The 18,575-nt window shown below is 35.1% G+C and carries 19 protein-coding genes and 5 tRNA genes; 17 read left to right on the top strand and 7 right to left on the bottom strand.

The genetic code is table 11. The annotated features are described in order from the left end of the window. The first annotated feature begins 460 nt into the window (after positions 1–460). From KDE13_RS07115 to KDE13_RS07080, 8 genes are all read left to right on the top strand, one after another. A complete protein-coding gene (locus KDE13_RS07115; RefSeq protein WP_212143228.1) occupies positions 461–628 on the top strand; it encodes a hypothetical protein in 168 nt (55 codons plus the stop codon). A gap of 10 nt (positions 629–638) precedes the next feature. After that, entirely contained in the window at positions 639–1,424 is a 786-nt protein-coding gene (locus KDE13_RS07110) for a disulfide bond formation protein B (protein ID WP_212143226.1), read from the top strand. A 10-nt stretch (positions 1,425–1,434) separates the two neighbouring features. Further along, positions 1,435–2,334 (top strand): hypothetical protein, encoded by a 900-nt coding sequence (locus tag KDE13_RS07105; protein ID WP_212143224.1) that lies wholly within the window; start codon positions 1,435–1,437, stop codon positions 2,332–2,334. 34 nt (positions 2,335–2,368) lie between these two features. After that, positions 2,369–4,657: a molybdopterin-containing oxidoreductase family protein gene (locus KDE13_RS07100; RefSeq protein WP_212139771.1), complete on the top strand. Its 2,289-nt coding sequence runs from the start codon at positions 2,369–2,371 to the stop codon at positions 4,655–4,657. 2 nt (positions 4,658–4,659) lie between these two features. Further along, on the top strand, positions 4,660–5,211 hold the full coding sequence (locus tag KDE13_RS07095; protein ID WP_212143222.1) for a 4Fe-4S dicluster domain-containing protein: 552 nt from the start codon (positions 4,660–4,662) through the stop codon (positions 5,209–5,211). Positions 5,212–5,221: 10 nt separating this feature from the next. Further along, complete coding sequence (locus KDE13_RS07090) at positions 5,222–5,875, top strand: TorD/DmsD family molecular chaperone (protein ID WP_212143221.1); 654 nt, start codon at positions 5,222–5,224, stop codon at positions 5,873–5,875. A gap of 11 nt (positions 5,876–5,886) precedes the next feature. Continuing rightward, positions 5,887–6,774, top strand: coding sequence for an NrfD/PsrC family molybdoenzyme membrane anchor subunit (gene nrfD / locus KDE13_RS07085; protein WP_212143220.1), 888 nt, complete (start codon positions 5,887–5,889; stop codon positions 6,772–6,774). Between the two features lie 535 nt (positions 6,775–7,309). Then, a complete protein-coding gene (locus KDE13_RS07080; RefSeq protein WP_212143219.1) occupies positions 7,310–7,906 on the top strand; it encodes an effector protein in 597 nt (198 codons plus the stop codon). Here the strand turns inward: KDE13_RS07080 and KDE13_RS07075 are convergent. Together KDE13_RS07075 and KDE13_RS07070 are read right to left on the bottom strand one after the other, a co-directional pair. Continuing rightward, on the bottom strand, positions 7,903–9,045 hold the full coding sequence (locus KDE13_RS07075; RefSeq protein ID WP_212143218.1) for a hypothetical protein: 1,143 nt from the start codon (positions 9,043–9,045) through the stop codon (positions 7,903–7,905). The genes KDE13_RS07080 and KDE13_RS07075 overlap by 4 nt on opposite strands. A 307-nt stretch (positions 9,046–9,352) precedes the next feature. Beyond that, positions 9,353–9,428 (bottom strand) — tRNA-Ala (locus KDE13_RS07070). Positions 9,429–9,547: 119 nt separating this feature from the next. Here KDE13_RS07070 and KDE13_RS07065 point away from each other — a divergent pair. The 6 genes from KDE13_RS07065 (at position 9,548) to KDE13_RS07040 (ending at position 11,394) form a co-directional block, all read left to right on the top strand. Beyond that, a tRNA-Gly gene (locus KDE13_RS07065) sits at positions 9,548–9,622 on the top strand. A gap of 11 nt (positions 9,623–9,633) precedes the next feature. Further along, a tRNA-Leu gene (locus KDE13_RS07060) sits at positions 9,634–9,720 on the top strand. Between the two features lie 8 nt (positions 9,721–9,728). Further along, positions 9,729–9,802, top strand: a tRNA-Cys gene (locus tag KDE13_RS07055). A gap of 16 nt (positions 9,803–9,818) precedes the next feature. Continuing rightward, complete coding sequence (locus KDE13_RS07050; RefSeq protein ID WP_212139842.1) at positions 9,819–9,977, top strand: hypothetical protein; 159 nt, start codon at positions 9,819–9,821, stop codon at positions 9,975–9,977. 47 nt (positions 9,978–10,024) lie between these two features. After that, a tRNA-Ser gene (locus KDE13_RS07045) sits at positions 10,025–10,114 on the top strand. 116 nt (positions 10,115–10,230) lie between these two features. Next, positions 10,231–11,394: a MalY/PatB family protein gene (locus KDE13_RS07040; RefSeq protein ID WP_212143217.1), complete on the top strand. Its 1,164-nt coding sequence runs from the start codon at positions 10,231–10,233 to the stop codon at positions 11,392–11,394. A gap of 47 nt (positions 11,395–11,441) precedes the next feature. Here KDE13_RS07040 and KDE13_RS07035 read toward each other — a convergent pair whose 3' ends face one another. After that, complete coding sequence (locus tag KDE13_RS07035; RefSeq protein WP_212142147.1) at positions 11,442–11,789, bottom strand: hypothetical protein; 348 nt, start codon at positions 11,787–11,789, stop codon at positions 11,442–11,444. 180 nt (positions 11,790–11,969) lie between these two features. Continuing rightward, positions 11,970–12,620: a superoxide dismutase gene (gene sodB, locus KDE13_RS07030; protein WP_212139845.1), complete on the bottom strand. Its 651-nt coding sequence runs from the start codon at positions 12,618–12,620 to the stop codon at positions 11,970–11,972. Positions 12,621–12,848: 228 nt separating this feature from the next. Between sodB and KDE13_RS07025 the strand changes: the two genes are divergently transcribed. The 3 genes from KDE13_RS07025 to KDE13_RS07015 are packed head-to-tail and all read left to right on the top strand — an operon-like array spanning position 12,849 to position 15,693. Beyond that, entirely contained in the window at positions 12,849–13,844 is a 996-nt protein-coding gene (locus KDE13_RS07025; protein WP_212139846.1) for a DctP family TRAP transporter solute-binding subunit, read from the top strand. A gap of 15 nt (positions 13,845–13,859) precedes the next feature. Beyond that, positions 13,860–14,408: a TRAP transporter small permease gene (locus KDE13_RS07020; RefSeq protein ID WP_212139847.1), complete on the top strand. Its 549-nt coding sequence runs from the start codon at positions 13,860–13,862 to the stop codon at positions 14,406–14,408. A gap of 1 nt (position 14,409) precedes the next feature. Next, on the top strand, positions 14,410–15,693 hold the full coding sequence (locus tag KDE13_RS07015; RefSeq protein ID WP_212142145.1) for a TRAP transporter large permease: 1,284 nt from the start codon (positions 14,410–14,412) through the stop codon (positions 15,691–15,693). Between the two features lie 28 nt (positions 15,694–15,721). Here the strand turns inward: KDE13_RS07015 and KDE13_RS07010 are convergent, their stop codons facing one another. From KDE13_RS07010 to KDE13_RS07000, 3 genes are all read right to left on the bottom strand, one after another. Next, positions 15,722–16,141 (bottom strand): RDD family protein, encoded by a 420-nt coding sequence (locus KDE13_RS07010; RefSeq protein WP_212142144.1) that lies wholly within the window; start codon positions 16,139–16,141, stop codon positions 15,722–15,724. 93 nt (positions 16,142–16,234) lie between these two features. Further along, positions 16,235–16,843: an orotate phosphoribosyltransferase gene (gene pyrE / locus KDE13_RS07005; protein WP_212142143.1), complete on the bottom strand. Its 609-nt coding sequence runs from the start codon at positions 16,841–16,843 to the stop codon at positions 16,235–16,237. Between the two features lie 39 nt (positions 16,844–16,882). Next, complete coding sequence (locus KDE13_RS07000) at positions 16,883–18,493, bottom strand: DUF4153 domain-containing protein (protein WP_212143216.1); 1,611 nt, start codon at positions 18,491–18,493, stop codon at positions 16,883–16,885. Between the last annotated feature and the right edge of the window lie 82 nt (positions 18,494–18,575).

Genomic DNA, 18,575 nt, shown 5'->3' with positions numbered 1-18,575 from the left:
TCATTTATTTTGTCGGTTTTATAGCATTTAATCTCTTACTCACTTACTTAGAAGTATCCTTTATATGCTCTAGTAAATTAAGAGCGATAGCGTGTTAATTTGCTATTGGTTATTTTTTTAGCTATTTATCTAAGTTTGAGATTTTTATAAAGTTATCAATAGGTATAAAATAAATTTATTTTATTACTTAATATTTTTTACAAATAGGATAAATTTTATCTATAATTAGTCAAAAATCACTAAAATAACTTAATAACACTTAGTAAAGTAATTTTAATTATATTCATAAAAATATGTTTAAAATATAGTATTTTTTTATTAATTAATATATAATTTTATATAAATTTTAAAAAAAATGTATTTTTTCAAAAAAAATATATAAATTTCAGAAAAATTTAATAATTAAAATAATATTATTTCTTAAATAAAATAATTAAATTATTTTAAAAAGGAGTTAGAAATGGAATTTCTTGAATTGTCGCTTTTTCTAGTAGTATCCCTTTTGCTCTATTTTAAACCAGAAAATAAGGGTTTGGCAACATGTTTAGCGATACTTGGATGCTCTATACTCGTCGCACTTGAGTTTTATATAAATTTATGGGTCGTAGTGCCTATCGGTAACTTTTAGGAGGCATTAGATGCAAGAGCAAGAAACATTTGGTGTTAATATGGCACAAAATTTAAAAGGAAATTGTAACTCACGCCAATCAGAATGCTATAAAAATGGCAGTATGATAAAAGAAGAAGAGAAGATATTTTTTAACCTTATGTCATTAGCTGCACTAATCCTTATCGCACTTCCAGTCGGTATAGCTTGTATCGTGCTTGGTTTTGGTATGGGTGATAGTCCTTGTGTTATGTGCTGGGCGGAGCGTATCACGATGATAGCTATCGCTTTGATCGCACTTTTCATCGTTCGTTATGGCGTAAAGCCAAGCTACCTTGCTGCACTTATTTTGATGGCATGTTGGGGGTTGTTTAATGGCTTTATACATTATAGCATTGATGGCATATTTGGCGGATATCTTGATATAAAACAGGGCTTTGGACTTGAAATTTTAGGAGCTCATACACAGTTATGGGTTATTGTTGTAAATTTATGTGTCTTTATATTTTTAGCATTTATCATCTTTGCTAGTAAAAATTTAGGCGAGATAATGAGAAAATCTCAAGATGGTGAATATGGTAAATTTATACACTACTTGCCACTTGGCAAACTAGCAACGCTTACATTTATCGTAATAGTCGGTGCAAACTGCCTTCAGGCTTTCATCACATCAGGTGTGCCACCATATCTTGGCTCAAGCACTCCACCAAGGATGAGCTTTGATATAAGCAAATGGTTTTGGGAGATGGATCATTGGCAAAGCGATCTTGATTTTAGGTTTGATTGGAATCCAGAGCTTCCAGACCTACCAAATTAAAGGATAAAAGATGAAAAATTTAAAAAGTTTAATATGCTTAATGTGTGTGGCAGGGTTATCGATGGCCTTTGAGTTTGATCTAAATAGCAACGCTGGAGCGATAGAGGGCTTAACTCCACTAAAAGCAGAAAATAGTATCACTTTAAAGCTAGAAAACGCAAATGCCATAACGGGAGCAGACTATGATGCGGATAAAAAGCAGTTTGTGCTTGTCTCAAAAGACAATGAATTTTACGTAACTGATGAGAGCTTTAATCCACTAAGATATGGTAAGCACGATAGACATTTTATTATGGAAATGGAAGCTAGCGTAGGTGCAACATGGTATAAAAATGAAGTTGCGATGATAAGTTTTAACAAGACATTTGTATCTTATGAGCCGGTAGATATTATAGATAAAGATGAGCAAAATAGCCAGTGGAGACATCTCTTAGCTGGTTGGGATAAATTCCGCTTAAACGACTTTGGTAACAAAAATCGCTTTTTTACTATACGTGCAAAACAGCAATACATCTTAGACTTTGACTATGACGCAATGAGTAATAAATTTATAATCGCCTCCGTGCCAAATGATGTGCGTCCTAGTTGGAGTATCGGCGTGTTTGATGGTGATGATAAGATGGTGCTTGAAGAATATATCCCAAGTATTAATGCAAATTTAAAGTTAAAAGATGGCAAGGATCTAAGCGGATATTACATAACTGGCATTGATTTGCAAGGCGATGTAGCGTATTTACTTAGTAAAAATTTCTCAACGATTTTAGAGCTAAATTTAAAAGAAAAGCAGATAGTAAATGCATATAGTTTTAGCGGCTTAAGCGATTCTAGGGCGATTAGTGTAAAAGATGGCAAATTTTATATCTTTTCACGTGAGGGTAAAGAAAATAGAGTAAGTATATTTTCAAAATAGCTTACAAATAAAGGCAAATTTGAAAGGAGAAGAAATGCAAAGACGTTCGTTTTTAAAGGGTGCTGGTGCAGGTTTAGCGGTTGCTAGCACCACACCATCACTTTTTGGTATGGAGCAGTTTGAAGTTGATTTTAACCCAAAATCATATAAAAACTCAAACGCTACCTATCATCATCTAACCTGTCCTAGAAATTGTCGAGATGCATGTGCACTTATAGCAGAAGTAGTTGATGGTAAGATGGTCGGCATCACCGGAGATCCGGCTCATCCACTCACACAAGGCACGGCCTGTGTTAAAGGCCATACATACGCTATGCACTTATATAACGCTGATCGCATAATGTATCCGATGAAGCGAGTTGGTAAAAAAGGCGAGGGAAAATGGGAGAGAATAAGCTGGGATCAAGCACTTAAAGAGATTGCAGCTAGACTTACTGATATAAAGGAAAAATTTGGTGGTGAAGCACTGACTGAGTTTGTCTATTCTGGTAACGAAGGGCATATCTCAAAGACTATCGCTCCTGGAAATTTTTTAGAGAAATATGGTGCGACAAGACTTGTTAGAAACCCTTGCGATTGGCCACGCTATGCTGGCACACCAAGCGTTATCGGCACTGACTTTTCAAAAGATGCACTTGAAGTTGATGAGAGTGATATGTATATAAGTTGGGGATCAAACGAATCCTATACTGCCGTTCATTGGGTCCGCTTTGCACATCGCGTTAAAAAAAGAGGTGGTAAGATAATCGTTATAAATACTATTCGCGTCCCACTAGCAAATCAAGCTGATATGTTTATCCAGCTAAAACCTTCAAGTGATCCAGCATTTTGTCTAGCGGTTTGTAAAGTGCTTATAGAAGAGGATCTTTATGACCATGAATTTGTAGAAAAATATACAATGGGCTTTGATGAGCTGGTAAAAGAATGCTCGCTTTATACTTATGGAGAGTTAGCACATATGTGCGGTGCAAGCGTGGATCAAATAAAAGTATTTGCTAGAGAATACGCTCACGCAAAAGCTCCAGCCATCATGCATGGTGATGGCGGACAAAGACACTTTAACGGTGCAAGGCTAGTTCGTGCGGTTACATTTTTACCTGTGTTAGTTGGCTCACTTACTAAGCTTGGTGGTGGGCTTTTTTGGGCTTACGTGCATGTAAAAGGTTGCTTTAACTTTGATAACTGTATGCCAGATCTATCGCCCAAAGATGAAAATGGTAATAAGATAAAACGCCAACAAATAAGCTATGTAGAATTTGGTAAAGGTATACAAAAGCAAGGTGCGACATATCTTGACAAACCAGTACCAACTCCTATAAAAGCCTGTATACATTATAATTCAAATTTAATGGTGACGGCACCAAATACGAATTTAATTAAAAAACGAATAATGGATGATGATTTCTTTTTAGTTGTTATTGACCCTTACGATATTGATACTTGTGATTATGCTGATTATGTGCTTCCAGGTGTTACATTTATGGAGAGCGAAGATATACAAAATGATCAAATTTCTGGCTATGTATGCTACAACGCACAAAGCGTGAAGCCACTTGGCGAGGCTAAGACAAATTTAGAGTTTTTTAACGCTCTTGCAAAGGCTATGGGGTATACAGAAGAGTGCTTTGATTGGGATAGCGAAACTGTTTGCAGACGCTTCCTTGATACGGAATTTGCCAAAAAGCAAAATATCACATATGAAAAGCTAAAGACTATCGGCTGGATCAAGCCATTTAGGACACCAGAGACGATGAAGGAACAGTTCCCATACTATCCTTATGCACCAAAAGATAAGTTAGTATTTGGCACTGAAAGTGGTAAGGCTGAGCTATACTCAAAGACCTTTAAAGAGGCTGGTTATCATCCAGTTATTGACCTTAATGATGACTGGGATTATTATAATGAAAAATTTGGTAAAGAGTATATCAAAAAATACCCACTTTACTTTATGACACCGGGTACGCAGCTACAAGATAATTCAAATTGGGGTAATATGCCTTACATACTAAAACGTGTTATAGTTAAAGGCAATGCTGAGCTATTTATGACTAAAGAAGATATGGACGCTCGTGGTATCAAAGATGGAGATACTGTTGAGGCGACAAATGAGAAAGGTACAGCGGTATTTACAGCAGTGCAGACATCTCAGATGAAGCCTGGGATTTGCTACGCGTGGAATAACATCTGGGTAAAAGTGACTAAATCTCGCACCGGTGCAAATATCCTTTGTAGTGATGGCGTGAGCGATCTTGGCAATGGCTCAACATATACGGCTAGTTTTTGCGAAGTCAAAAAAGCAGCCAAACAAGAGATGGGAGCATAACAATGAAACGAAAACTTGGATTTTTATTTGATGAAAATTTTTGCATAGGTTGCAAGGCGTGTGAGGTGTCTTGTCAAGTTTATCATAACCAACATCCAGATATCAACTGGCGACACGTCGATATGATGCTTATCCACGAAGATGGCATAGAAAAAGAGATGTTTATCACTCACTCTTGTCATCACTGCGATAACCCAGCCTGTATGGACGTCTGCCCGGTTGGAGCTTACGAAAAGCTTGAAAATGGCATCGTCCAGCCACTTCACAATAAATGTATCGGTTGTGGATACTGTCTGCTTGCATGTCCGTATGGCTCTATCACTAAAGGTTTTGATGGTAAAGCACAAAAGTGTAATCTCTGTGCCGAAAAGATTGAGCGTGGTGAAGAACCAGCGTGTGTAGCAGGATGTCCGTGCGGAGTGCTTAAACTAGTTGATAGTGATGTGAGCGATAGTGCTGGTATGCAAAAAGAGATGGTTGGATTTAAACACTTTTTTACAAAGCCAAATATTCGCTTCTATCCACGTATGAAACGCAATGAGTTTATACACTAAAGGCTAAGATATGCAGTCAAATTTAAGGCAAAATTTAAGCCGTAGCATATATGTTGAAGATCTATTAAGACGGCTATTTTTACAAGAGCTTAAAAGTGAAAATTTAGATGAGTTTTTGGCTATTGCATCAAATTTAAGTTATAAATTTAAAGAACATAAATTTATAACAGAGCTTTTAAAGCTAAAAGATGACAATGATGCTTTAGATGAAGCTAGATATGAGTTTAATGCTCTTTTTGTTGGACCTCGTCGCCCAAAGGCTGTGCCTTATGAGAGTGCATATTTTGATTATAAGACTATTTTTGGTGAAAAAACTATGCAAGTTAGGGGATTTTATGATAGCATTGGACTAAAAGTGCAAGAGGAAAAATTTGATAAATTTCCTGATGATTTTATAGGATTTGAGCTACAATGTCTTTATTTTTTAAGCTTTAAAGCTTTAAAAAGTTTTGAGGTTGATTTAGGCGATCGAGCTTTGGAATTTGCTAGGGTAAAGGCAGAGTTTATAAACACTCACGCCAAGATGTGGTTTAGTGAGTTTGCAAACTGCGTAAATAACGCAGCAAAGCTTAAAATCTGGTTAGCTTTTGGAGAGTTTTTAAATTTATACTTGCAAAATGAGATTATAAATTTAAAGAGTGTAACCTCTATAGAAAAAATTTAAAGGATATAAAAATGGAGCAAACAACTTGGGGATGGCTTATCGCCATATATCTATTTTTAGGTGGTCTAGGTGCTGGAGCGTTTTTATGTGCAACTCTGGCTTATAAGGGATTTTTTGGCAAGATGAGCGATCAATTTTATAAATTTGGCTTTGTCTTAGCACCAGTTGCGGTCATCATAGGCACTGTGCTTTTGCTATTTGATCTAGCACCAAGTGCTATGATTAGTCCTGTTAAACTTATACAACTTTATACTCGTCCTACCTCTATGATGAGTATAGGTACGTATCTGTTGACGTTTTTCATAATCGTTAGTCTGCTTGTATTTTTGCAAGTTAAAAAAGATAATAAACTCTGCGATGTTATGCTTACGATCGGCTCACTTTTAGCTATTGGCGTGATGGGGTATACCGGACTTTTGCTATACGTGGTTAAGGCGATTCCGCTTTGGAATAGTATCTGGCTACCGATATTATTTACTATTTCAGCGATTTCAACAGGCTTTAGTGCAAATGCTATCTCTCTTTTAAATAGTGGTAAAACTTTGACACATAAAAGCCATAAATTTCACACTTATCTTGTGCTATTTGAGATAGTCGCTATCATAATGTTATTTGGCTTAGTTGGCAATGAAGCTGCTGGTATGGCAAGTATTAGCAAGATCGCTATGGGATCACTTGCATTTTGTTTTTGGGTGGGATTTGTCTTATTTGGGCTTGTTTTACCGCTTACAAGTGGAGCAAAGAGCTTATTTAGTAGTTGCTGTGTTGCTAGTGCAAACGGTAGTGTCTGCGTAGCAACAGATGAGATAAAAGGCAGTGTTTTAAGCGAAGTAGGTGTTTTAGTGGGTGGATTCTGCCTAAGAGTATTTATAGTATTTGGTGCCTTTTATATTTTTTAAGCCCCTCCTTTTTTAATAAATTTGCAAGACTAGCTTTGCTGGCCTTGCTATTTAACATTTTAGTTTAAAGAGTATTATTGCAATAAAATTATATGAGATTTAAGCAAAATGCGGCTACTCTGTCTTTAAATTTTTATTATCTTTTAAAAATGGCTATTTTATTTACGCCATTTTCTCTTAATTCGCCATCTTGAGATTTTCTCATTATCTCACCTAAATTTTTACTAGCAAAGATGATAAATGCTAAAAATATAAAGACACATAAATTTACAACAATGACCCATAACTTTGTATGAGCTACTAAAATTTCAAGTCCATTGTAAGCACTAGCATATCTATGCCTACTAAATCAAATCCAATAACTAAACATTTTTTCTAGTTTAAGCCAAAGAAAAATTCTAGCTATAAAAAACATCAGAACTATTAAAATTTGCTCTTTAAAATATTAAATTTTATTTACTAAAAATCTGAGATAAATTTAAATTTTTAATGAATTATTCGTTATAATCACTAGGTTTAAATTAGAAAGTTAATAATGAAATTTAAATATATACAAGATAAAAACGCTGAAAAATTCGACTTTTTCTCTTATGAATATGAGTGCCAAAAAGAGTTTATTACACTTGCAATAGTTAAATTTTTGCAAAAGAATCCAAGCTGTGAATGGGAATTTATAAGCGATGATAAGCGGTTTAACTCCTTTCCAAATTTTCTTTTTAAACACCAAACTTGTATCTCACATACTAAATTTAGCGATTCGACTTTTCAGTTTCGTATATGCAATGAAGGCGATATCGGTTCATTTGGATATAGACTGTTTATAAATTTAAAAGATGGTAAATGTCTTGACTTTGTCTCTAACGACATTACAAAAGTCGATGATGTGGCGATGTGGTTAAAAGGTGAGATTTTAAGCGATTTTGACTGTATCTCTAAATGCGGATGGTGGATAACTGATGAGTGGAAAAATATGTATCCCATCGTTGCTAAAAGCGACACGAACAAATTTATGCAAGAAATTTTAAACTCAAACTACACTTACGAGATGATAAAGATAAACGAGCGACTTTTACAATGCGAAAAAGATGGCAAATTTAAAGATATTATCTCGTGTATGAAATCGCTTGATTAGTTTTTGATATTACACAAAATTGCAGGATACTCGGTTAGTCCGTAGTCCAAAGACTCTATATCCCATAAGTCCATATTTGCACGACGCGTTAGGATGTATTCTAATCCTTTTTGAGTTAGTTCAAGATGTATGATTAGCTCATTTTTATCTTTTTTACAGACTACACTTTTTATAAAACGCGAGAAATATGCTATATCATCGCTACTGTTTTGTGTGCTTTGATTAAGCATTAAGTCGATATTTGTGATGAGTCGAAAGAGCGAATTTGCATTAGTAAAATTACCAAATCTAGCATAATAATCGCTTAAATCTTCGCTTCTTAAGATAATGTTTTTATTAAAATTTGTCATAACATTTTTATAAATTGCCTTGAAAAAAGCTATACTTGCATTTTGATTATCGATAACATTAAATTCGTCGCGTTCTAGTACCACAAAGCCGTCTTTAACTTGATATTTTTCATTTTTATTATAAAATTTTATAGTCGCGATCTCTTGCTCGAATTTACGTTTTCTTGAAAACGGCAGATATCCGATATTCATCTTATCAAGTATGGCTGAGCTTTTTACACCACCATCTAATCCGTGCTGAATAAAATACCGTATAAAGCTACCTTGTTCTAAGTCAAAGTTGTTTAGATACTCGATTTTATCGATGTAGTTGCATCGATAAAGCGAAAGGAATTCTTTATTTAACATTATACTGATATCTTCTGGTATATCGCTATATTTTTCAGCATTAGCGACGTTTATAGCATCGATGATACTCATTTGTTTATCGATTTTATCTTTTACTAGGATTGAAATTTTAACATCTTTTAACTCATTTAGTCGCTTTAACGCTTCGGTGGCACTTTTTGATATATCAGTTTTAAATTTTTTAGCAAGCTCTGCTTTTTTGATCGTGAGTGTGAAGTTGCCATTTTTGAGTTTATTTTGTGTCGAGAGTAGATACAAACACTCTTCATAAAGCATAAGATGTGCATAGGTTAGAAATACATTATCTACTACTATGACGTAGTAGCAACGAGTTACAGAGTAACGCTTATTATTTTCTAGAAAATCACTGTAAATTTTAAGACCACTGTAGTTGGTACAAGCTTTGAATACGTCGTATGATTCTAAAAATATATTTTCCATTGATTTTCACTTTGCTTATTATGATAAATTGATTTTAGCTATTTGATTTTTATACACTTTATATTTTGGTTTTAACGCTCGCATCGCTGTGTCAGTAAGTGGCGGATTAATGCGTGGCATTTAACAGACCTCATTTTCTAAAAATTTATTTAGTCCGTATAATTGTCCGTTAAAAATCCTTAAAACCATATAAATTTATTTGAAATAACTTAAAATAAAATAAAATGAAAAAACATTTTAAAGCTTGATTTTTGAGGAGTTTATTAAAACAATTTGAAGCAAGATAAAACAAACTAAAACATAAAAATGGTGGAGTTAAGCGGGATCGAACCGCCGACCTCTTGAATGCCATTCAAGCGCTCTCCCAGCTGAGCTATAACCCCAAAAGTTCGATTATTTTACACTTTAAAGACTTATAAAATTTTGAATTTTACAAATTTGATATGAAAAAATAAATTTTTAAGCAAAATTTGGGTAACATTGCATTTTTTAAATATAAATTGCGGGAATAGCTCAGGGGTAGAGCACAACCTTGCCAAGGTTGGGGTCGCGAGTTCGAATCTCGTTTCCCGCTCCATTTTAATGATTGCCCGAGTGGCGGAATGGTAGACGCAAGGGACTTAAAATCCCTCGGTAGTTTTTACCGTACCGGTTCAAGTCCGGTCTCGGGCACCACTGAAACTGGCGACATGGCCAAGTGGTAAGGCAGAAGCCTGCAAAGCTTTTACCCCCGGTTCGAATCCGGGTGTCGCCTCCATATATAAAGGATAGAGATGCGAAATATACTTTTGGCTTTATGTGCAGTTTTATTTATGTTATTAGGTTGTTCGAATACGTGGCATGGTATCAAAGAGGATACACACAATGCTACGCAATGGACAAAAGAAAAAGTCAATGACGGAGCAAGTTACGTCAAAGAGAAAACTGAGTAATTATAGTAAATTTTAAGCAAATTTTGCTATAATCTCAAAACTCATTTCGGGAGATGGCTGAGCGGTCGAAAGCGGCGGTCTTGAAAACCGTTGAGGTGTGAAAGCCTCCTGGGGTTCGAATCCCTATCTCCCGGCCACTTTATAATTTTTCTAACTTAAATCAATAAATTTATATGATCCGCTTTTAAATTCTTAAGCCTTAAATAAAAAATCTAAAGTAAAATTATAGTATCTAAATTTAAAAGGACTAGCTATGTATAACTTTGATGAGATAGTTGATAGAGCCGGGACATTTTCGTCCAAATGGAATACTCAAAAAGATGAGCTACCTATGTGGGTGGCAGATATGGATTTTAAGGCTGCACCCGAAATATTAGATACACTAAAAGAGCGGTTAGACAAAGGAACATTTGGCTACTCGCATATACCAGATGAGTGGGCAGAGGCGATTAGTATTTGGTGGCAGACTCGTCATAATGTCAAGTTTAAGACAGAGTGGGCGGTGTTTTGTACTGGTGTGATACCAGCTATATCAAGTGCGATACGTAAATTTAGTAAAGTTGGTGATAAAATTTTAGTCCAAAGCCCAGTTTATCATGTCTTTTATCGTGCTATTACAAATAACGATAGGCAGATCGTGCAAAATGAGCTACTTTACGATGGTGACGCCTATAGCATTGATTTTAATAACCTTGAGCAAAAACTATCAGATCCACTCACAAAGATGATGATACTTTGCAATCCTCACAATCCTATCGGTAAAATTTGGAGTAAAGATGAGCTAAAGCGTATAGGTGAGCTTTGCTTAAAGCATAATGTTTTAGTGGTTTCAGACGAAATTCATTGTGATATCACAGATCCTTGTAGGCATTACACGCCGTTTGCTGGCATTTGCGATGAATTCGCACAAAATAGCCTCACTTGTATCTCGCCGACAAAGGCATTTAACATTGCTGGACTTCAAAGCTCGGCCATAATCGCACCAAACGATACATTAAGACGTCAGATCCAACAAGCGGTATATGCTGATGATATAGGTGAGCCAAACTCATTTGCGATCGTGGCGGCAGTTACTGCATTCACTAAAGGTAGTGCGTGGCTTGATGAGATGAATGCGTATGTTAGTGAAAACAAACGTATCGTTGATAAATTTATAAAAGATGAGAGTTTGCCTGTGCATTTAGTGCGATGTGAAGCAACATATCTTTTATGGCTTGACTGCTCAGCATTTTGTGATGATGCGACACAATTTACAAAATTTTTGCGTGAGAAGACTGGTCTTTGGCTAAATGATGGCAACATCTACCGAAGCGATCGTGCCTTTGTGCGTATGAATATTGCAACACAAAGATCAAGACTACTTGAAGGATTAAAAAGGCTAAAAAATGGTATAAATTTATATAAATTAGCAAAATAAAATTTGGCTGGTTCTAATGCTTTAGATCCAGCCATTTTGAGTAACAGTTATTTATCTTGATAGACTAGTGACATATCGCCGTGTCCGAAGTTTAGCACGCCTTCGCCTTTTGCAAAATGTATCTCGACGCCTTTATCGCTCACCATTCTTATACCACTTGCAGCAACTGCACGCTTCATATCAAATTTATAGCCCATTGAGTCATTAAATTTTGCTGTTTCAAAGTTATCATTTGAGCTTAAAACTGCTTTATATTTTTCATGATTTCCAGTGCCACTAAAGTGAATAACATATGTCTCTTGTGCTATTGTTGCTGTTTGCGTATTAGTGCTTGATGTCGCACAACCGCTTAAAAATGCTAATGCTACTAAAGACGAAGCTAAAATTTTTTTCATATTTAATCCTTTTATTTTAAAATAGTTGAAATTTTATCTTTTAAAAGTAAATATTCGGGAAAATTTAAGATTTAATATAAAATAAACTCAAATTTATCTATAAAATTTAAAAAATTATAGAGATCGCCTTACATGAAAGGTTACGTAAGGCGATGAGAGTTTAAATTTAGTAATTAAATTTTAATGACAGCCGCAACTCAAAGAGCATTTACTATCTTTGTGCAGATCATTTATATAAAATTTTACCGAGCCAAGCCCCTCTTTTAATGCCCACTCATAAGCGGAGCTTACGAATTCCCAATTTATATTTTCGTAAAATATCTCAAGGTATTTTGGACGTGCATTGAAGTTATCGATATAGTATGCATGTTCCCAAACATCAACGACCAAAAGTGGCACTTTGCCATTTGTTACTGGCGTAACGGCATTTGAGGTTTGCACGATCTCTAGCTTTTTACTATCTGGATCAAAAACTAACCAGCACCAGCCTGAGCCAAATAACGTAGTCGCAGCTTTGATAAACTCGTCTTTAAAATTTGTGAAATTTGCTTGTAGTGCAGCGTTTAGCTCGGCACTTGCTTCGCTTTTCTTAGCGATACAATCCCAATAAAAGTCGTGATTATAAACCTGTGCAGCGTTGTTGTATAGTCCACCTTCGCTACCGACTAAAAGCTCGTAAAGTCCAGCATTTTCAAATTTAGTGCCAGAGACTAGATTATTTAGGTTATTTACATATGTTGCATGATGCTTCCCATAGTGATAGTTACAGGTCTGTTCACTTACTACTGCATTTGACTTTGAATCAAATGGAAGTTCTCTTAGTTTAAACATTATTTACTCCTTTTTAAATTTATTATGCTGACATTATACTATATAATTTTAACTAAATTATTAATTGAGTATTTTTATCCTTTAAAATGTGTAAAAAAATATTAATGTTACTTTTTTACACATTTTTTAAAATTTATATGTTTCAAATAGTAACAAAATCTATACAAGATAACTAAAAATTTTTATAATGAATCCTGAAAACAAGAATAAATCTCGAAAGGAGAAAAGATGAAAAAGGTTTTAATATCTACATTATTAAGTTGTGCTGTTGCCATTAGTGCATTTGGTGCAAATAAAGTTTATACTGTCAAATTTGCTCACGTTGTTGCAGCATCTGCACCAAAGGGCAAAGCAGCAGACTTCTTTGCTAAACGCGTTGAAGAACTAAGCGATGGTGCAATAAAGGTGCAAGTTTTCCCATCAGCTCAATTAGTTGATGATGATCGTGTTTTTGGTGGTTTAAAGCTAAATAACATTCAAATGGCGGCTCCAAGTTTTTCTAAATTTACACCTATTGTTCCTCAGTTTCAGCTATTTGATCTACCGTTTATCTTTAAAAATGATGACCACCTACACAGAGTCCAAGATGGCGAGGTAGGCAAGACGCTTAAAGATTTGATAACAAAAAAAGGCTTTGTTGCACTTGATTATTGGGATGCAGGATTTAAACATTTTAGCTCAAGCAAAAAGCCGATCATAGTTCCTGAAGATGCAAAGGGACAAAAGTTTAGAATCCAAAGCTCAAAAGTGCTTGAAGAGCAGACTAAAGCGATTGGTGGCAATCCGCAAATTTTACCATTTTCTGAGGTCTATTCAGCACTTCAACAAGGTGTTGTAGATGCTACTGAAAATCCGCTTTCAAATTTTTATAACACTAAATTCCATGAAGTTCAAAGCTCGCTTACACTTTCAAATCACGGATATTTGGGCTATTTAGTTGTGGTGAGTGATAAGTTCTGGAAGAGTTTGCCAGATGATTTAAAGACTAAATTTACTCAGGCTTTAAGTGAGGCAACAGAATACGAAAGAGCTGAGACAGCAAAAGAGGATAAGCATATCATCGAGCTTTTGAAAAATTATGCAAATGATACTAAAAAGCTTGAGATATATGAGCTTGATGATGCAAAAAGAGCTCAATGGTCTGATACTATGAAGGCAATCTATCCTAAATTTTATGATGTTATCGGTAAAGATCTGATAGAAAAAACTATCAACGCGAAGTGATAAAATAGGCGTAATATGTATAAATTTTTTCATACATTAGACGTTGGTGTTACTAGCATCAATAAAACTATCGCCGTTGTAGGTATAGCAGCTGGAACGCTGCTAACCTTTGTAAATGTCGTGATGCGTTATGTTTTTAATAGCGGTTTTGCTTGGGCTGGAGAGATGACAAATTACCTTTTTATTTGGTCGGCATTTTTTGGTGCAGCTTATGGCTTTAAAAAAGGCATACATATAAGCGTTACGATACTTATAGAGAAATTCCCACCACAACTAGCAAAAATTTATGTCGTGTTTTCACACATTTTGACTATGGTATTTTTGCTATTTATCGTGGTTTATAGCATCCAATATCTTCAAATTTTAAATGAGATGGATTTTATGAGTGTTGATTTAAGTATTCCGCAGTGGATACCGATGCTCGTTTTACCTATTGCATTTTTAGGTGCGAGCTATAGAGCTGGTCAAAAGATCATCGAAGTGGCAAATACCCCAGCCGATCAAGTTATTAAAAACGCAGAAGCCGAGCTAGTTCACGATGCCGTATCTGCATCAAAGGATTGAAATGACTATAGCATTTTTATTTATATCTCTTTTTGCGTTGATACTTGTTGGCGTTCCGGTTGCCATCTCGCTTGGTGCTAGCACGGTTTTAACTATGTTGCTTTTTACTGATCTTGATGTGGCGACAATACCGCAACTAATATTTGATGGCATTAATAAATTTTCACTTATGGCGATACCGATGTTTGTGTTGGCCGGGAATTTGCTTAGCAAGGGTGGTTCGGCTAGACGTATAATCGACTTCGCTAAGTCGATAGTAGGGCATTTGCCCGGCGGTTTGCCGATGAGTGCGATATTTGCTTGTGTTATTTTTGCGGCAGTTTCTGGTAGTTCGCCAGCGACTGTTGTAGCGATAGGCTCGATAATGTTTGTGGCTATCAAAGAGGCTGGATATCCAGCTACTTATGCGGTTGGTGGCATAACTACTGCTGGATCTTTGGGAATTCTCATACCTCCTTCAGTTGTTCTTATTGTTTATGGTGTAACGGCTGAAGTAAGCATTGGTAAGCTCTTTATGGCAGGTGTTGTCCCAGGGCTTATGCTAGGAGCTATGTTATTGCTTCAGACATATTTGGGAGCAAAAAGGATCGGCTTTAAGGCTGGAAAGCCAGAGAGTTTTAAAGAACGCGTTAAAAAATTTGGTAAGGCATTTTGGGCCCTGCTTATCATAGTGGTGGTTGTAGGCGGAATTTATGGTGGAATTTTTACTCCAACAGAGGCTGCCGGAGCTAGTGCGATCTATGCACTTGTAATCTCTCTTTTAGTCTATAGAGATATAAAGGTAAAAGATCTTTGGAATATCTGCCTTGACTCGGCACTCACGACGGCGATGATATTTTTCATTATTACAAATGCTGTAGTCTTTGCATATTTGCTTACTAGTGAGCAAATACCACAGATTATATCCGAAGCCATGCTTAATGCAAATATCGGCAAGATAGGATTTCTTATTATCGTCAATATTATGCTTTTTATAATGGGGCAGTTTATGGAGCCATCAAGTGTTGTTATGATTATGACACCTTTGCTTTTGCCTATCGCCATAACACTTGGTGTAGATCCGATCCACTTTGGTATATTAATGATTGTCAATATGGAGATCGGTATGATAACGCCACCTGTTGGACTGAATTTGTTTGTCGCAAGTGGTCTAACCGGTATGAATTTAAAAGATGTCATTGTAGCTTGTTTGCCTTGGACATTGACACTATTTATCGGACTTATATTAATAACATATATCCCACAAATCTCACTTTGGCTTCCGAATTTGATGTATGGAAACTAAAAATTTACCCCAAAATGGGGTAAATTTTTTATATTTTTCTACTCACAGCAGCAGTTTGTGTGAGTATGTCGTGCAGATTTAGCTTATCCTTGCGAAAGAAACACAAAACTATACCAATTGTGCTAAAACCAGCTAAAACAAAGCAGATATAGCGTAAAACTGCCATAAAAAAGCCAACTTTACGCCCCGTTTTTAAGTTAACTAGATAAATTTTCTGTGCTTTATACCCAGGGCTTTGAGCTAAAAGCGTAAAAAATAGCGACAAAATAAGTCCAAAAAGTACATTGCAAATAAGGATCGCACCTTGATTATGTTGAAACTCTTCTTTACTGCCTAAAACCACATAAGTCACAATGTATAAAATAGGCATAAAGATGACAAACATATCAATAATAAAGGCTTTAAAACGCGAGTATATCGGTGCTATGACTGCTTTTTGTCTTGACAAATTTTTACCTTTAATCTATTTAGACTTTAAACTATTTTGATATTTGTTTTAAATTTAATGAATAACAAAAACAGCCAAAGAATTAGTTTATCTTTAGTTACCTCTACTGCCTGGTTTGATCGCTTCGCTACCATCTTTACAAAGAGGACAATTGTGTGGCTCATAAATTTCAAACTCAAAATTCCCTAGAGCAAATAATGGCTTGTCGATTGGTAGCTTACACTCAGCTTTTGAGTCAGCTTTTGTGTTAGCAATCCGACAAAATCCTCTATTTGCAAGTGCCGCAAATCCTATGACAACGCCACCTAGATCTTGAATTATATTTGCACTTTCTAAGGCTGAGCCACCAGTTGTTATAATATCTTCGCAGATGATAAATCTCTCGCCTTTTCTCACTTCAAATCCACGCCTAAGACTCATTATTTTATTCACTCGCTCAGTAAATATAAAACGCTTCTTAGTTGCACGTGCTAGCTCATATCCCGCCAAAACTCCACCAAGTGCGGGAGAACATACGCTATCAAACTCAACGCCATACTCGGCTATTACACGAGCTAACTCATCGGCGAGTTGTCCTGCTAAAATAGGGTCTTCAAGCACCTTTGCACTTTGCAGATAATATTGTGAATGATTGCCACTACTTAATAAAAAATGTCCTTGTAGATACGCTCCAGCATCTCTATAAATTTTTTCTATATTCATCTTTTTCCTTTTTTAAATTCTATCAAGTCAGATCTTAAACTACTCTTTTTCAAGTATTGCAATGACTTCAAAAAATTTAGCTATATAGCCCAAATTTTTGTCGTATTCTATCTCAATATTGTTAAATATAAGTGTCGAATCTGGTGTATTTACTTTTAAAAATTCACTACAAATTTCCTTATTTTGCCTACTTTTTATGTTTAAATCTTTAAAATTATTTATTGAGATGCCGTTATTTTTAAGAACATTTTGAATGTGTTTAGTTACATTTATATCATAATTTCTCTTGGCATTTATCTTGATATTATCTTGATTGTAAACGTACATATTTAAGAATTTAACACTTTTATATCCAGTAAGATCGTGTGAAGAGCTATCAAGAAAACAATATTTACGCCAATAGTCTGAGTTATATGTATCAATGTTTTCAATAGCTTTATAAAACGATTTTGTCTGTTTTTGAAAATTATTATCGTGTGAATTTATAAAGTCAAGATCATTAAGTATATTAAATTTTTGTTCGTACTGAAGCTCTAAATTTGTTGCGTTAAACTCCTTAACAAATTCGCCATTTTTTAAAAAGCCGAATTTTTCAAACATTGCATAAGCACGTGCTTTTTGTGATTTTAGTGAAATTTGCTCTGCATTAAGCACAAAGACTGCTCCAATCACAAAAAGAGCTGCCACAACAGCTACTAAGCGATATGAAAAGTTCCTTTTAAAATGCAAAAAGCAGATCGTAAAAGTGGCAAAAAGACTAATGGCAATGAGATAAAAACGTTCAGGCGTTATACCGTATTCACCTACGCGGCGAGATATACCAAACCACAAAAGCATGATCGGCACAAGCGAAAGTGGTGCGAAGTAGCGGTAAAATAGCTGCCATTTTGGCTTAGCACTTATCAAATTTAAAGCCGTTATGATAAAACCAATAAAGAGATAACTAAGCACAATAAAGCTCACTCCGCCTCGTGGCAGACCACTAAAAATAGCAATATTTGTCGTGTAGATGTAGATGAAAGCTGTGTATATGATAAGTAGTGGTGAAAGTATGAAATCTATAATTACACTTAAAAATACTCCTATATTAAAACTGTATCGCTCTTTTAGTATAAAAAATACAGTTGGCAAGATACCTATAACAGCGATAGCGTATAAACGAAGTGATAACTCACTTCTAAATACTTTTATATCAAAAAGATACTCAAGTCCTGCTAACACCGCGATGATAGCCAGATAACAAATGTGCGAGATGGCAAAAGCTGTGGCAAATGCCATAAGTGTATCAAAAGCATTTTTGACAAATTTTTCATTATCTCTTATAAATTTATGAGCCAAAAGCAAGATAGATAAAATCATATAAAGTGCATAAAATTTAATATCTTTTAGATAAAAATTTGGCTTTTCGTCAATATAGCCGATTATACAAAAGCCAATAATCGCAATAATAAGTGAGAAAACGTAGATTGATTTTTTCTGCCTTAAAATATAACTAAGGATTATAAAAAGCGGTGTAAAAAGCAAAAATGAGTTGTAAAAATCAAGATAGCGAGAGCGTAAAATAAAAAGTGGCAAAATGCTGACAAATATAAGCAAAAACTCTATTTTATGTGTGATTATGGTGGCTTTTAGAGTAGATAAATTTAGCATTAAAACCCTTGAGAAAAATTACCAGGATAATAACAAATTTTATCTTAAATTTTCACTTTTTTATGGCATCAAAATACAAATT

Origin of the sequence: Campylobacter anatolicus, from assembly GCF_018145655.1 — a bacterium.
Classification (GTDB): Bacteria; Campylobacterota; Campylobacteria; order Campylobacterales; family Campylobacteraceae; genus Campylobacter_A; species Campylobacter_A anatolicus.
Note: the sequence above shows the minus strand (reverse complement) of the source record. Positions and strands in the feature narration are given on the sequence as shown.